The sequence below is a fragment of the Streptomyces sp. NPDC107500 genome, assembly GCF_055582785.1.
Genome location: NZ_JBVJPF010000003.1, coordinates 119,683 through 133,552, shown reverse-complemented (window position 1 = coordinate 133,552; position 13,870 = coordinate 119,683). Strand labels below are relative to the sequence as shown.

General features: G+C 74.1%; 15 protein-coding genes. 2 read left to right on the top strand and 13 right to left on the bottom strand.

Annotated elements, in window-relative coordinates; all coding sequences use genetic code 11:
- Nucleotides 1–59 precede the first annotated feature (59 nt).
- From ACZ67M_RS12205 to ACZ67M_RS12170, 8 genes are all read right to left on the bottom strand, one after another.
- A complete protein-coding gene (locus ACZ67M_RS12205; protein ID WP_361351719.1) occupies nt 60–998 on the bottom strand; it encodes an AurF N-oxygenase family protein in 939 nt (312 codons plus the stop codon).
- Nucleotides 999–1,145: 147 nt separating this feature from the next.
- Complete coding sequence (locus ACZ67M_RS12200; RefSeq protein WP_469850793.1) at nt 1,146–1,649, bottom strand: DUF3291 domain-containing protein; 504 nt, start codon at nt 1,647–1,649, stop codon at nt 1,146–1,148.
- Between the two features lie 45 nt (nt 1,650–1,694).
- Nucleotides 1,695–3,152 (bottom strand): penicillin-binding transpeptidase domain-containing protein, encoded by a 1,458-nt coding sequence (locus ACZ67M_RS12195; protein WP_392010651.1) that lies wholly within the window; start codon nt 3,150–3,152, stop codon nt 1,695–1,697.
- A complete protein-coding gene (locus ACZ67M_RS12190) occupies nt 3,149–4,510 on the bottom strand; it encodes an FtsW/RodA/SpoVE family cell cycle protein (protein WP_361351711.1) in 1,362 nt (453 codons plus the stop codon). Before ACZ67M_RS12190 ends, ACZ67M_RS12195 begins: the two co-directional genes overlap by 4 nt.
- Before the next feature lie 43 nt (nt 4,511–4,553).
- Nucleotides 4,554–4,985, bottom strand: coding sequence for an SH3 domain-containing protein (locus ACZ67M_RS12185; RefSeq protein ID WP_469851331.1), 432 nt, complete (start codon nt 4,983–4,985; stop codon nt 4,554–4,556).
- A 140-nt stretch (nt 4,986–5,125) separates the two neighbouring features.
- The gene (locus ACZ67M_RS12180) at nt 5,126–6,370 is read right to left on the bottom strand and encodes an ATP-binding protein (RefSeq protein ID WP_392010654.1); all 1,245 of its coding nucleotides are present in this window, start codon (nt 6,368–6,370) and stop codon (nt 5,126–5,128) included.
- A complete protein-coding gene (locus ACZ67M_RS12175; RefSeq protein WP_392010655.1) occupies nt 6,367–7,143 on the bottom strand; it encodes a hypothetical protein in 777 nt (258 codons plus the stop codon). Before ACZ67M_RS12175 ends, ACZ67M_RS12180 begins: the two co-directional genes overlap by 4 nt.
- Before the next feature lie 109 nt (nt 7,144–7,252).
- The gene (locus ACZ67M_RS12170) at nt 7,253–7,744 is read right to left on the bottom strand and encodes a protein-tyrosine phosphatase family protein (RefSeq protein WP_361351702.1); all 492 of its coding nucleotides are present in this window, start codon (nt 7,742–7,744) and stop codon (nt 7,253–7,255) included.
- Nucleotides 7,745–7,895: 151 nt separating this feature from the next.
- On the opposite strand from ACZ67M_RS12170, the gene ACZ67M_RS12165 reads away from it, so the two are divergent.
- Nucleotides 7,896–8,699: a nuclease-related domain-containing protein gene (locus tag ACZ67M_RS12165; protein WP_469850790.1), complete on the top strand. Its 804-nt coding sequence runs from the start codon at nt 7,896–7,898 to the stop codon at nt 8,697–8,699.
- A gap of 19 nt (nt 8,700–8,718) precedes the next feature.
- Here ACZ67M_RS12165 and ligD read toward each other — a convergent pair whose 3' ends face one another.
- A complete protein-coding gene (gene ligD, locus ACZ67M_RS12160) occupies nt 8,719–9,600 on the bottom strand; it encodes a non-homologous end-joining DNA ligase (RefSeq protein WP_392010662.1) in 882 nt (293 codons plus the stop codon).
- Between the two features lie 91 nt (nt 9,601–9,691).
- Between ligD and ku the strand changes: the two genes are divergently transcribed.
- Nucleotides 9,692–10,780 (top strand): non-homologous end joining protein Ku, encoded by a 1,089-nt coding sequence (gene ku, locus ACZ67M_RS12155; protein WP_392010664.1) that lies wholly within the window; start codon nt 9,692–9,694, stop codon nt 10,778–10,780.
- Between the two features lie 36 nt (nt 10,781–10,816).
- Here ku and ACZ67M_RS12150 read toward each other — a convergent pair whose 3' ends face one another.
- From ACZ67M_RS12150 to ACZ67M_RS12135, 4 genes are all read right to left on the bottom strand, one after another.
- The gene (locus tag ACZ67M_RS12150; RefSeq protein ID WP_469850789.1) at nt 10,817–11,389 is read right to left on the bottom strand and encodes a hypothetical protein; all 573 of its coding nucleotides are present in this window, start codon (nt 11,387–11,389) and stop codon (nt 10,817–10,819) included.
- Between the two features lie 260 nt (nt 11,390–11,649).
- Nucleotides 11,650–12,396: a DUF4142 domain-containing protein gene (locus ACZ67M_RS12145; protein WP_161326484.1), complete on the bottom strand. Its 747-nt coding sequence runs from the start codon at nt 12,394–12,396 to the stop codon at nt 11,650–11,652.
- Between the two features lie 112 nt (nt 12,397–12,508).
- Nucleotides 12,509–12,943: a PPOX class F420-dependent oxidoreductase gene (locus ACZ67M_RS12140; protein WP_161326483.1), complete on the bottom strand. Its 435-nt coding sequence runs from the start codon at nt 12,941–12,943 to the stop codon at nt 12,509–12,511.
- Nucleotides 12,944–13,023: 80 nt separating this feature from the next.
- Nucleotides 13,024–13,863 (bottom strand): DUF3152 domain-containing protein, encoded by an 840-nt coding sequence (locus ACZ67M_RS12135; RefSeq protein WP_453440549.1) that lies wholly within the window; start codon nt 13,861–13,863, stop codon nt 13,024–13,026.
- Nucleotides 13,864–13,870 lie beyond the last annotated feature (7 nt).

Sequence of the window (13,870 nt, the reverse complement as noted above, 5' to 3'; positions counted from 1 at the left end):
CCGCAGCGTAACCCGCACCTCCCCGCCACCGGGCACGTGAGCGGCCCGTACCGGCCTCGCTAGGCCAGCAGCCCCGACGACCTCCACAGCCGCCGTCCGACCCCCCGCAGCACCCCGATGTCGTCCAGGAAGTCGGTGAGGCGCTTCGCGCCGGTCTGCATGATCTCCCGGCGGTGGCCGCTGGCCTTGACCTGCGCCAGGGCCTCGCGCTTGTCGAGGCCCACGTTCGTGTAGACCTCCGGGTTGACGAAGGCGACGGAGAAGACGCGGGCGAACTCGCCGGAGGTGATCCGGGTGAACTCCTGCGACCACTTCGGGGCCGTCACCATCTGGCGGCGCAGCTCCTCACGGGCGTAGCGCACGTGCCGGGCCTCCTCCACGACGTGGATGCGCGTGACGCCCCGGACCAGCGGCTGGATCCGCTCGTCGGGGAAGGTCAGGCGCTGCATCCAGTCCAGGACCTCCTCGCCGAGCAGCGTGGCGGTGAAGGAACCTGGCGTGGTGGAGATCGTCTTGAAGAGGCGGCCGAGGTGCTGGTGCATCGGGCTCACCGGGTACCAGGGCGTCTCGCCGCGGGTTATCAGCCGGGCGAACATCTTGGAGTGCCGGCACTCGTCCTCGATCTCGGTCAGCGCGTAGCGCACGTGCGCGCTCGTCGCCGCCTTGTCGTAGATGTGCCGCACCAGCAGCTGCATGAGGATCAGCTCGAACCAGATGCCGAGGGAGGCGAGCGCGGCGGCCTCGTGCTGGGAGAGCACGATGCGCTGCTCCTCGCTCATCCGCTTCCACATCGGGGTGTCGTACAGCGACACCAGCTCCGGCGGCCAGAACCACTTGCCGTCCTCGAACGGCGCGTCCCAGTCCAGCTCCTTGTCCGGGTCGAAGGAGTGCTTGGCGGACGAGTCCAGCAGCCGTTCGGCCACCTGTTCGCGGTCCTTGAGCAGGCCGAGCGCATCGCGCAGACCGTCGAGCGCGTCGGCTTCCGTCAGGGTCGTCATGGCTGTGTCCCACCTCGTCGAACGGATCGTGTTACCCGCGGTCACTCCAGCTTGCTTCGTCTTATGAGACTGCTTGTCAGCAAGCTCGTCAATCCCCCGCGCACGACTTGTTGACCGCGAGTAAAGAAGTGGGTGGCGCTCAGGCCGCTAGAGGGAGCAGCCCAGACCCTCCGCCACCTCGCCCGTCTCCGGCACCGTCGCCCCCGCCGGGAAGGAGGTCCGCAGCGTGAAGGCGTACGGAGTGGGGCCGTGGGCCCGCAGGTGAAGCAGCCGCGTCTCCGCCTCCGCGACCGTGGGCCGGTGTCCGGCCGGGACCCACCACAAGGTGGTGACCGCCTCCGCGAGCCGCTCGAACCACTCCCGCCGACGGGCCAGCATCTCGCGGTGCCGCCCCTGGTACATGAAGGCCGTCAGGGCGTCCGCGTTCCGCCACACCGACATGTTGATGATCAGCCATGAGTCCCCGAAGACGGGGATGTCGGTCGCGTCCCCCGCCTCGCTCTGGAGCCGCCACACGAACCCGTCGGCGGCGTCCGCCGCGGCGTTCACCGGGTCGAGCGCGTCCGTGAAGTCCTTCAACTGCGGTGAGTCCAGCGGGGCCTTGAGGCGGGCGATGTTGACCTGGGCGAGTTCGTACACGGCGTCAGTCATGTACCGAACGTTAGGTCGGGCCGTCGGTGCCGTGGTACCCCCGTCTCAGGGCTTGAGCACCGCCTCCATCACCGACCGCGCGATCGGCGCCGCCAGGCCGCCCCCGCTGACGCGCTCACGGTCCGCCGCCGTGCCCTCGACCACCACGGCGACCGCGACCTTCGGCTCCATGTCCCGGTCGCGCTGGGCCCAGGAGACGAACCAGGCGTACGGCGTCCCCGAGTTGCCGACGCCGTGCTGGGCCGTGCCGGTCTTGCCCCCGACGGTGGCCCCGGGGATCGCGGCGTTCGCCCCGGTGCCGCTCTCCACCACGCCGGTCATCAGCTCCTTGAGCCGCGCCGCCGTCGACGGCCGCATCACCTCGCGCGAGGGCCGGGACCCGGCCGTCGCCACCAGGCTGCCGCCCGCCCGCTGGGTCCGCTCCACCAGGTACGGCGAGCGCACCTGGCCGCCGCCGGCCACGGCCGCCGCCACCATCGCCATCTGGAGCGGGGTGGCCCGGGTGTTGTACTGCCCGATCGACGCCAGCCCGAGCTGCGCCCGGTCCACCGACGTGTCGAAGGTGGAGCGCGAGACGGCGAACGGGATCCGCACCGAGTCGTCGTTGAAGCCGAACGCCTCCGCCATGGCGGTCATGTCCGTCACCCCCACGTCCACGCCGAGCTTGGCGAACACCGTGTTGCACGACCACTCGAACGCCTCCCGCAGCGAGGCGTTCCGGCAGCCGTCGGCCTCGTTCGTCAGCCGGGTGCGGGTGCCGGGCAGGGGGTACGGGTCGGGGGAGCGGGTCGACGCGTCCAGGTCCCGGACCACGCCCGCGTCCAGTGCCGCCGCCGCGGTGACCACCTTGAAGGTCGAACCCGGCGGATAGGTCCGGCGCACCGCCCGGTTGAGCATCGGCTTGTCCGGGTCGTCGTTCAGCCGGTCCCAGGTCCGGTTGGCGGCCGCGCTGTTGCCGGACAGCGACTGGGGGTCGTACGACGGGGTGGACACCAGTGCCAGGATCCGTCCCGTGGCCGGTTCGATCGCGGCCACCGCGCCCGTGCGCCGGCCGAGGCCCTCGAACGCCGCCCGCTGCGCGGCCCCGTCGATCGTCGTCACGACGTCGCCCCCCGGGTTGTGGGCGCCGGTGACGTCGTTCCACAGCGGCAGCGGCGCGAGCATCGGGTCGGCGCCGGACAGCAGGCCATCCTCCGCGTGCTCCAGCAGGCTCGTCCCGTACGCCTGCGAGGCGAAGCCGGTGACCGGCGCGTACATCGGCCCGTTCGCGTAGGTCCGTTCGTAGCGCAGGTGCTCCCCGGTGTCCCGGGAGCCCGTCACCGCCTCGCCGCCGACCAGGATGTCGCCGCGCGGCTGCTGGTAGCGGGCGATGTCGGGGCGCCGGTTGGCCGGGTTCCCCTCGTACTCCGGGGCCTGGACGATCTGCACCCGGGCCGCGTTCACCACCAGCGCCACCAGCAGCAGGGCGCAGAAGAGGGCCGCGTGCCGGATGTGCCGGGTCACGAGGGCGTCCCGCGCCGGGCCGCGTGGCTGAGCCGGATCAGCAGCGCCACGATCGCCCAGTTGGTGACGACCGAGGACCCGCCCTGGGCCAGGAACGGCATCGCCATGCCGGTCAGCGGGATCAGCCCGGTCACGCCGCCCGCGATGACGAACACCTGGAGCGCCACGATCGAGGAGAGGCCGACCGCGAGCAGCCGGCCGAAGGGGTCGCGCGCGGCGAGGCCCGCCCGGTAGCCGCGCTCCACCAGCAGCCCGTACAGCAGGAAGACCGCGGTCAGTCCGAGGAAGCCCAGCTCCTCCCCGGCGGTCGCGAGGATGAAGTCGGACTTGACGGCGAAGCCGATCAGCACGGAGTCCCCGAGGCCCAGGCCCGTGCCGGTCACGCCGCCCGCCGCGAAGGCGAAGAGGGACTGCGCCAGCTGGTTGGGCCCGTCGCCCGCCTCGATGGACGCGAAGGGGTGCAGCCAGTCCTCCACCCTGGTGTGCACGTGCGGTTCCAGCCAGCCCACCGCGACCGCGCCCAGCGAGGCCAGCAGCAGGCCGACGGCGATCCAGCCGGTGCGGCCGGTGGCGACGTAGAGAAGGACCACGAACAGGCCGAAGAACAGCAGCGAGGTGCCGAGGTCGCGCTCCAGGACCAGGACCCCGACGCTGACCAGCCACACGGCGAGGATCGGGCCGAGGACGCGGCCGGTGGGCAGTTGCAGCCGCCACACGCGGCGCCCCGCGTACGCCAGCGCGCTGCGGTTCGCGGCCAGGTAGGCGGCGAAGAACACCGCCAGCAGCACCTTGGCGAACTCGCCGGGCTGGATGGAGAAGCCCTCGACCCGGATCCAGATGCGGGCGCCGTTCACCGCCGGGAAGAAGATCGGCACGGTGAGCAGGGCGAGCGCGGCGGCGACGCAGACGTAGGCGTAGCGCGCCAGGACCCGGTGGTCGCGCAGCAGCAGGACGACCACGATGAACAGCGCCACGCCCAGCGTCGACCACACCAGCTGGGTGGGGGCCGCCCGGTCGCCCGGCGTCTCCAGGTCGAGCCGGTAGATCAGCACCAGGCCGAGCCCGTTGAGCAGCACGCCGATCGGCAGCAGCAGCGGATCCGCCCAGGGGGCGCGCAGCCGTACCGCCAGATGGGCGAGGAGCGCGAGCACACCGAGCCCGGCGCCGTAACCGGCGGCGCCGGGCGGGAGGGTGCCGTGCTGGGCGAGTCCGACGTTGCAGTAGCCGAACACCGACAGCAGCACGGCCACGAGGATGAGCGCGAGTTCGACGCCCCGGCGCCGGGGGAGCCGGGCGACGGGAGCGGGCGTGTCCGCTGGTGCCACGGTGATTCCGGTTCCGGGTCCGGCCTTGGTCATGTCCGGAACTTACCCAAATGGTGTGGTGTGGGGGGCGTTGGTGTCAGCACCAGCGCGGCGCCGGGCCGACGTTGTCGATGTAGCGGGCCGCTCCCCAGGCCCACGTGCCGTCCGTCAGGAGGTACCAGAGGGGATTGCCGCGCACCCGGTTGCCGGGGGCCTTGCAGTGGATGCGGACGGTCTCGCCGCGGCGGGCGTACCGGATGACCTCGCTGCCGCGGGACGGCGAGGTGAGCAGGGGGAGCCGGTCGGTGGTGACCACGCCCCGGTACCCGCCCTGCTCTTGGCGGCCGTCGCCGCCCCAGTCGCCGCCGTCTTTGCCGGTGGCGCCGGAGGAGGAGTCCCCGCCGCCCCACTCGTCGTTCGCTGCGGCGGGCGTGACGGCGACGGCGGCGGCGAGCGCGCCGGCCGCCAGGGTGGTGGCCAGCCCCCGGACCAGTGGCGAGCGCGAGGACGGTACGGACGACGTGGACAGCAGAGCCATGGGAGTACCTCCCGGAGCGAACGGTTCTTCAGCTGACTGTCCGCCACATTAGGAGCGCCCGGTGCCGGCCGCCCGTCACGCTGAGCCATCGGAGCGCCCCGCACGGACCGTGTGCCGCGCCCGCCGCCGGGTCAGGGCTGCTGAGGCAGCGTCAGGGCGGCGAGCGCCCCGCCGTCCGGCGGGTTGGTGAACTCCAGCCGCGCGCCCAGCACCTCGGCCTGTCCCAGCGCGATCGTCAGCCCGAGTCCGTGCCCCTTGCCGCCCGCCTCGGTGCGGAAGCGCTGCGGGCCGTGCGCCAGGAGGTAGTCCGGATAGCCGTCCCCGTGGTCCCGCACGGTGATCACCGGCCCGTCCACGGTCAGCACCACCGGCGCCCGGCCGTGCCGGTGCGCGTTCGCGACCAGGTTGCCGAGCACCCGCTCCAGCCGCCGCCGGTCGGTCTCCACCCGCGCGTCCCGTACGACGTCGACCCGCGTGTCGGTGCCCGAGCCGCGCACCACCCGCTCCGCCAGCTCGCCCAGCGGCTCCGGCTCCACCTCGAGACGCTCCCGCCCGCTGTCCAGCCGGGAGATCTCCAGCAGGTCCTCGGTGAGCGTGCGCAGCGCCGCCACCCGGTCCCGCACCAGCTCGGTGGGGCGCCCCGGCGGCAGCAGCTCGGCCGCCGCGTGCAGGCCGGTGAGCGGGGTGCGCAGCTCGTGCGCCACGTCCGCGGTGAACCGCTGCTCGGCCAGCAGCTTGCCCTGGAGCGAGGCGGCCATCGAGTCCAGCGCGCCCGCGACCGACGCCACCTCGTCCTGCGGCCGCGTCGGATCCTGCGCCCGGGGATCGCCGACCCGCGCGTCGAGGTCGCCCGCGCTGATCCGCCGCGCCACCCGTGCCGTCGCGTGCAGCCGGCGCGTCACCCGGGTCACGGCGAACGCGCCGACCAGCAGCGTCGCCCCGATCGCCAGCGCCGAGGACCACACGATCGCACTGTCCAGGCCGTCGATGGTGCGCTTGCCCTGCGAGTGGTCGACCCGCACCGCCAGCGCCCGGCCACCGCCCGCCGGGCCCGCCGCCCACATCGTGGGGCGCCCGTCGGACTCGGCGACCATCGTGCCCCGCCGGCCCGACACGGCCAGCTCGCGCAGCCGGGCCGGCAGCCCCGGCGGATCGATCCCGGCGCCCCGGCGCATCGGGTCCCCGGCCTCGTACGCCTCCGTCGCCTCGCCCAGCCGGGTCAGGGCGACGTCCCGGGCCTGGCCGACGGTCTGGTTGGTGACCGAGACGTGCACCAGGACGCCGAGCAGCGCGGCGAGCGCGCAGCACATCACGGTGATGAAGACGGCCGCCTTCACCGCCAGCGGACCGGCCCACCGGGGGAGCGCGAGCCTCACCGGGCGCTCGCCGTGGGCGACGCGGACGGCGACCCGGAGGCCCGCGGCGACGGGCGCCTGGTGTGCAGGCCGCCGTCGTCGGTGCGCAGCATCTCGTCGCTGGTGAGCAGCATGGCCCGCTGGTCGGCGTCCCAGGTCCACTGGAGGCGGTACTCGTAGCCCGCGACCTCCGAGGGCGAGCGGACGATCACCGTCCGGCCGGCCAGCTCGACCTCGCTCACCGCGTCGTCATAGGACATGACCCGCACGAGCCGCCCCTCCTCGACGGTGTAGACGCGCACGGCGGTCAGCTTGGCGGGCAGCAGCCGGAAACCCAGAGTCATCTCGGGACGCCCGTCACCCGTCAGGTCGCGGTAGTAGGGCCGGAGCACCGGGCACCCCGCGCGGTCACCGGCCGTGCCGTCCGCGCCGCAGTCCGCCATCCGGACGGACGTCTCGTGGTAGCGCGCCTTGGCACCCGAGTAGTCGTTCGGGTGCGCGGTGATCTCCTCCCGCACGACGGCCACCGGGTTCACCTCGCGGATGCCGCCGGCCGGGACCCGCACGCCCTTGACGACCTCGTTGTCCACCTCGCCGATGTCGTACGCGGGACTCGACGCGGGGGTGAGGTCGGGCCAGAGCTGGGCCGGGCTCCGCGCCGCCGGGGTCGCGCCCGCGCTCTCCAGCCCGCCCGAGTCGCCGCAGGCCGCCAGCGCACCGGCCGCCGCGGTCGCCAGGAGCAGCGCGACGACGGCGGGAACGCGGGCGGGACGCCCACGGCGGATCGGGAGCACTGCACTCCTGGGGTTCGGTGAGCGGCGCCGACGGTCCCGCACGGCTGTGGGCGGCACCGTACGCCTCTCGGTACGGAAGGCCATTTTGCGTGCGGCAGGGCGTGCCGGGCTACTCGGCCAGGTCCTCCAGCAGCCGCGCGGTGGCCAGCCCGGCCCGCAGGTACGCCACGAACAGCTCGTTGTGCAGCGCCCACGGCGAACGCCGGGCCCGGATCAGCCGGACCGCCTCCTCGGCACCGCTGCCCCGGCGCATCAGCGTGTGCGCGACGACCAGCCCGGAGCGGTTGTACCCGTGCCAGCAGCGGACGAGGACCTTGCCGCCCCCGTCCAGCGACTCGCTCGCGGCCTCCGCCAGCCGCATCACCCCGGCGAGCTGCGTCCCGTCCAGCGGCCCGTCCGGGATCGGCCACACGTGGTGCTCGACGCCCTCGGCGGGCCCGTGCCCGGGCACCCGCAGCAGTGTCTGCACGAGGTCGAACTCGTCCCGCACCACGGCGAACTCCGCCCGCCCACCCGGCCGCCGGAACTCGTGCCCGCCCATCCAGAGCCCCGGCACGACCTCGTCCCACGCCCGGCCCGGCGCCGGCACGTCGGATCCCATCCCGCGGGTACGCAACAGCGCCTCCCCAATCCGGCCCGCCCGGGGGCTCGGGGGTCTCGGGGGTCTCGGGGGTCTGCCAACTCCTCCCCAAGGTAGCCGGGTTCTTGCCCCGCGGCACCCCGCCTGGTCCCATGGTGCGGGGGTGGTGTGGATGGACGGACTGCGCGTCGTACCGGCCCGGCGGCACGGTCGGGACCGCCTCTACGTCTGCCTCCCGGACGGCGGGAACGTCGCCTGGTACGACCGTGAGGCGGCCCGGGTCAACCTGCTGAGCGACGACCGGCGCGACGAGGTCCTCCAGGCGCTGGGCCCCTTCCTCACCGGCCCGGTCGCCGTCGGCCCGCCCCCGGTCCCGACCCCGGCCGAACTGGCCCGGCTCTCCCTCCACCCGGACGACGACCTCGCCCCCAACCGGCCCGGCGAGGCGCTGCTGATCGCCCTGGAGCGGGATCCCGGCCCCGCGCACCGGCTGCGCCCCGACCCGCGCCGCCGGGCCCTGGCGGCCGAGCAGGCGACGGGGACGGCCCTCGACCGCCTCGACGGCGCCGGCTGGCGCACCCTGCACTCCGTGCCGCTGCCCGGCGGCGACCGCGTGCACCACCTGCTGATCGGCCCCGGCGGTCTCTTCGCGCTGCACGTGCTGCCCGCCCGCAGGCAGCGGGTGCACGTCGGGGACCCCCTGGTCGCGCTGGGCCGCCGGGAACCACGCCCCCTGCTGCGCAGGGTCCGCGCCGACGCCGACCGGGCCTCCTACGCCCTGACGGCCGAGGTCCGCGCCGTCCTCCTCCTCGTCGACCCGGCGCACGTCGGCGTCACGGCGCCACCGCGCGCGGTCCGCGTCCTCACCGACCGGGAGCTGCCCGACCTGGCCCGCCGCGGAGGGGTGCTCAAACCGGCGGACGTGGAGGCCCTGCACTCCATGGCCCGCGACCGGTCGACCTGGACGCGTCTTTAGGGCACCGGGCTCGGGGCGGCTACGGCAGCGCCGCCGCCCGGCGACGGTCGAGCAGCGGCGCCAGCAGGTCGCCGTGGTCCCGTACCCGCGGCCCGAGGTCCTCCGCCCGGAACACCAGCTCCTCCGCCCGCCGGCAGCCCGCCACCTCGTCCCACGTCACCGGCGTGGAGACCGCCGGGTCGGGGCGGGCCCGCACCGTGTACGGGGCGGCCGTGGTCTTGCGGGCGGCGTTCTGGCTCCAGTCCACGAACACCTTTCCCGGCCGCAGGCTGCGCGTCATCCGGTGCACGACCAGCCGGGGCAGCGCCCGCTCGGCCTCCACGGCGAGCGCCTTCGCGTACTCCGACACCCGCTCCGAGGGCGCCCCCCGCACCCCCGCCAGCAGGTGCAGCCCCTTGGCCCCCGACGTCTTGGCGAACGCCTCGATCCCGTCCGCCGCCAGCCGCTCCCGCAGCCACCGGGCCACCTCGCAGCAGTGCACCACCGTCGCGGGCGGACCCGGGTCGAGGTCGAACACCAGCCGGTCGGCCTCGCCGGGGTCGTCGGCGGTCCACTGGTGCGTGTGGAACTCGGTCACCAGGTTCGCCGCCCACATCAGGCTCGGCAGGTCCTGCACCAGCACCATCCGGGCGGGCCCCTCCGAGCGGGGGACCTCGGCCGTGGTGACCCAGTCGGGCGTACCCGGCGGCACGTTCTTGGTGAAGAACAGCTGGCCGTCCGGACCGTCGGGATACCGCAGGAAGGAGACCGCGCGGTCCCGCAGGTGCGGCAGCAGCACGTCGGCGGTCGTCGCGTAGTAGTGCAGCAGCTCGCCCTTGGTGAAGCCGGACGCGGGATACAGCACCTTCTCCAGATTGCTCAGGGCCACCCGCCGCCCCTCCACCTCAGTGATAGGCGCCATACCATGAGAATCGCATGGAAAACGGATAAAACGCCCGACGAACCGCCCGGCGAACCGACCCACGAACCGCCCGACCGGAAAGGTGCTGCACGTGCGATCGATCTGGAACGGCGCCATCTCCTTCGGCCTGGTCAGCATCCCGATCAAGCTGGTGAACGCCACCGAGAGCCACTCGGTCTCCTTCCGCCAGATCCACACCGAGGACGGCGGCCGGATCCGCTACCGCAAGGTCTGCGAGCTGGAGGACCGCGAGGTCACCCAGGCGGAGATCGGCAAGGCGTACGAGGACGCCGACGGCTCGATGATCCCGATCACCGACGAGGACCTGTCCCACCTGCCGATCCCGACCGCCCGGACGATCGAGATCGTCGCCTTCGTGCCCGAGGAGCGCATCGACCCGCTCCAGATGGGCTCCGCGTACTACCTCGCGGCGAGCGGCGCCCCCGCCGCCAAGCCGTACACGCTGCTGCGCGAGGCGCTCAAGCGCAGCAACCGGGTCGCCATCGCCAAGTTCGCGCTGCGCGGCCGGGAACGCCTCGGCATGCTCCGGGTCGTCGGCGACGCCATCGCCATGCACGGCCTGCTCTGGCCGGACGAGGTGCGCGCCCCCGAGGGCGTCGCCCCGGACGCCGGCGTCACCGTCCGCGACCAGGAGCTGGACCTCGCGGACGCCCTCATGGACACCCTCGGCGAGATCGACCTGGACGACCTGCACGACGAGTACCAGGAGGCCCTGGAGGAGGTCATCGCCGCCAAGTCGGCCGGCGAGGCCCCGCCCGAGGCCCGCGAGGAGGAGCGGCCCGGAAAGGTGCTGGACCTGATGGCCGCGCTGGAGAGCAGCGTGCGGGCGGCGCGGGAGTCCCGGGGCGGCGAGGAGCCCGGTCCGGCCGAGGATGCCGAGGTACGGTCCCTGCCCCGGGCCCAGAAGTCGTCCCGGCGGGCCCCCAAGGAGACCGGCGGCAAGAAGTCGACGTCCGCGGCGGCGAAGAAGACGGCGGCGAAGAAGGCGGCACCCAAGAAGTCGACGGCCGCCGCCGGGAAGTCCACGGCGAAGTCCGCCCAGCCGGCCAAGAAGGCGACGGCGGGGAGCACCGCGAAGAAGACCACCGGCAGGAGCGCGGCCACCAAGAGCACGGCCAAGACGGCGAAGAAGACGGCGTCCCGCAAGCGCAGCGCCTGACTCCGCCGGCACCATGCCGCCGGACGGCCGTGCGGCTCAGCCGATGGTCCGGGGAGAGGCCGAGGCCCGGGGTATCGCGGTCGGCGCGGGCTCGAAGGCCGCGGGGCTCGCGGTGCCGGACTCCGTCGGCGCGAGGGAGGCCAGCGTGGGCAGGGCGGGGCTCTCGTCCAGGCGCCGCCCGATCGTGTCGGCCGGTTCGCCACCCGGGGTGCCCGGACCGGTGGACAGCTGCGACCACGCGGTCAGGGCGAGGGCGACCGCGGTCGCCGTGCCGAGGACCCGGCCGATCCGCCGCAGCCGGGCCCGGCGGTCCAGTTCACGCCAGCCGGGGCCGGCCCACGGGTCCTCCGGGCGCCACGCCTCACCGACGGTGCCGGCGACGGGGGCGGGCCGGGCGTACGAGGGCCCGGACGGGCCGGTGGCGGGCGAGCCGGGCTGCCGGCCCGGGGTCCGGTCCCGGGCGGAGGGCTCCCTGGGCGCGGAGGCGCGGATGGCGTGCTCGTCGTCCTCCAGGAAGAGCCGCCACACGTGCTCCGGCACGGGCGGCGTGCCGCCCGGCTCGTCCGGCTCACCCGATGTGGCGCCGCGGTCCGGCCCCCAAGCGGTCATCGTCCCGCTCTTCCTCTCTCGTCGGCCCCGGACGGGCCGGGCGGGAGCGGGGGTTGAGGGGCCCGCCGGCGGCCGGTGTGCCGTCCTGTGCCGCGGCACCGTACGGCGTCACTTCCGGGCGCCGTACGGCACGCGGCCGGTGGTCATGTCCGGCGGTCACCGTCGACCGCCAACCCATGAACGCGCGAGGGCGTCGAGCCGTTCCCGGAGGGGCGGGCGGGGACTTCGGCGCAACAGAGGTGCCGGCCGGCCGGCCCGGCTCAGGGGGCCGCCGGGGACGGAGTGGGCGTCGGGGACGCGGTGTTCACGTTCAGGTCGGGCCGCGGCTTGAGCACCAGCACCTGCTCACCGGGGGGCGGCGGGGGCGGGGTCACCCTCTCCCGCGGCAGCTTCGCCGGGCCGGTCTGCTGGAAGGTGACCTCGTCGTACTCGACCATGCCGGTCTTCTCCAGCACCGTGATGTGGTCCAGGACGGTGTCGTTGGCCAGGTCGGCCAGCTGCCGCACCAGGGTGTTCTTGGTGGACGCCCGGATCTTGGCGATCGCCGGGAAGATCTGGCCGTGCGTCACCCGCATGATGTTGACCGCCGAAGAGTCGAACTCCTTGCCGGTCTTGGCGTCCACCGTCGCCACGAAGCCCTCCTGCTGCGGCGAGGCCCGGTTGGGCAGCGTGATGCCCAGCTCGGGGGAGATCTCGCGGCACATCGCGTCGAGACCGGCGTGCCCGACGATCAGGTGCTCGCCGGCCGTCTTCATCTCCTTCGTGGTGCCGCGTTCCCGCACGATCTCGCCCAGCGGGTACTCCCACAGCCCGGCGGCCCTGACCTTCACCACGAAGTCCCGGTCGGCCTCGGTGAGCGGCCCGAACTTGGTGCTGGCGATGACCCGGTCCTGATTGCCGTCGGCCTTGTCCAGACCGAGCATGGCCGGAAAGGCCAGCGCGGTGAGGGTCAGGGTCATCGCACCGAACAGGACGACGACTCCGATCCTGCTGCGGGACAGGCGCATGGTGCCTCCAGGGGCGACGCGAGGGACTCGCACTCGTACGGATTCGCCAGGAGGTACGGAAACGGCGGGCGGATCTATCAGCGCCCGGGCACGAAATTTGGGTTCATCGGGTTCAGCCGACGTCGGCCCCGTAGACGCGCTCGACGGTGATGGTGAGCAGCACCCGGCGGTCGGCCACCATCGTCGACCGGTACTCGTCCCAGTCCGGGTGCTCTCCCGCGGCGGCGCGGTAGTACTCCACCAGCGCCTCGACCTCCGGTCCGTGCGGGTCGGTGCCCGGTCCGGTGAGCGTGGCGACGCCCTCGGCGGTGGCCCAGGACCTGCCGTCCGGGGCGGTCACCTCCAGCGTGGCCCGCGGGTCCCGGCGCAGGTTGGCGGTCTTGGCCAGCCCGTCGCGGGTCGAGACCCGGATGACGCCGGCCTCCGCGTCGTAGGCGGGCATGACGGGCGAGAGCTGCGGGCGGCCGTCCGACTTGATCGTCGCGAGCACGCCGAGCCGGCTCCGGGCGAGCAGGGCACGGGGGTCGAAGCGCGAGGTGGTGGTCATGGTCCGATCATCACCCGCCGCACCGGTGGCTGTCCCGCGAACGTCCCCCGAACGCCCGCCGAGCCTGCTGGCCGCACGGCTCAGGGCACCGACGGGCCGCCCAGGTACGCGCCGTCGCGGCCGTAGGGCCAGGCGTTGGCGACGCACCCCTTGAGGCCCTTGATCTGCTGCATCATCGCCGGGGCGGGCCGGCCGGCCCCGGGACAGGTCTCGTGGCCGTGGCCGATGCGGTGGCCGACCTCGTGGTTGACGATCAGCGCCCGGTACTCGTGGATCGGGCCGTCGAACTCCGGGGAACCCAGCACCCAGCGCTTGAGGTTCACCACGACGTCCGTGCCGACGCTGCAGTTCACCTCGCCCCGGGTGCGCAGGCCCGCCGCGCCGCAGATCCGGTCGACGGTGCCCGGCGTGGCGATCTTCACCACGAAGTCGTACGAGCCCGAGCCGACCAGCCGGAACGAGGTGGCGCCGTCCCTCGTCCAGCCCCGGCGGTCGGCGAGCACGTCGGCTATCTCGGCCGCGGCGGCGCTCGGGCGGACGTCGATGCCCTCCTCGACCAGGACCTTGTACCGGCGCACCCGGCTGCCGGTGCCCACGGTCGTGCCGTCGGCCCGCGCGGTGACGAAGGTGCCGGGGCCCGTCGCCGGAACGGCGACGGCGGAGGGGGAGGACGAGGGCGACGGGGACGGTGACGTGGAGACGCGGGCCGAGGGGGTGGGCGTCCCCGCGGCATCCAGGGCGTCGGCCACGTCGGCGACCTGGTCGCCCGTCACCGGGGGCCGGCCGTCCCGCCAGTACGCCACCGCGGCGCCCGCGGTGACCAGCACCACCCCGAGGGCGAGGAGGACCAGGACCACGCGGGCGGATCCGCGGCGCCCGCCTCCGCGGGGGCCGGTCGGGCGGGCGGGGGATCGGCCCACGACGTGC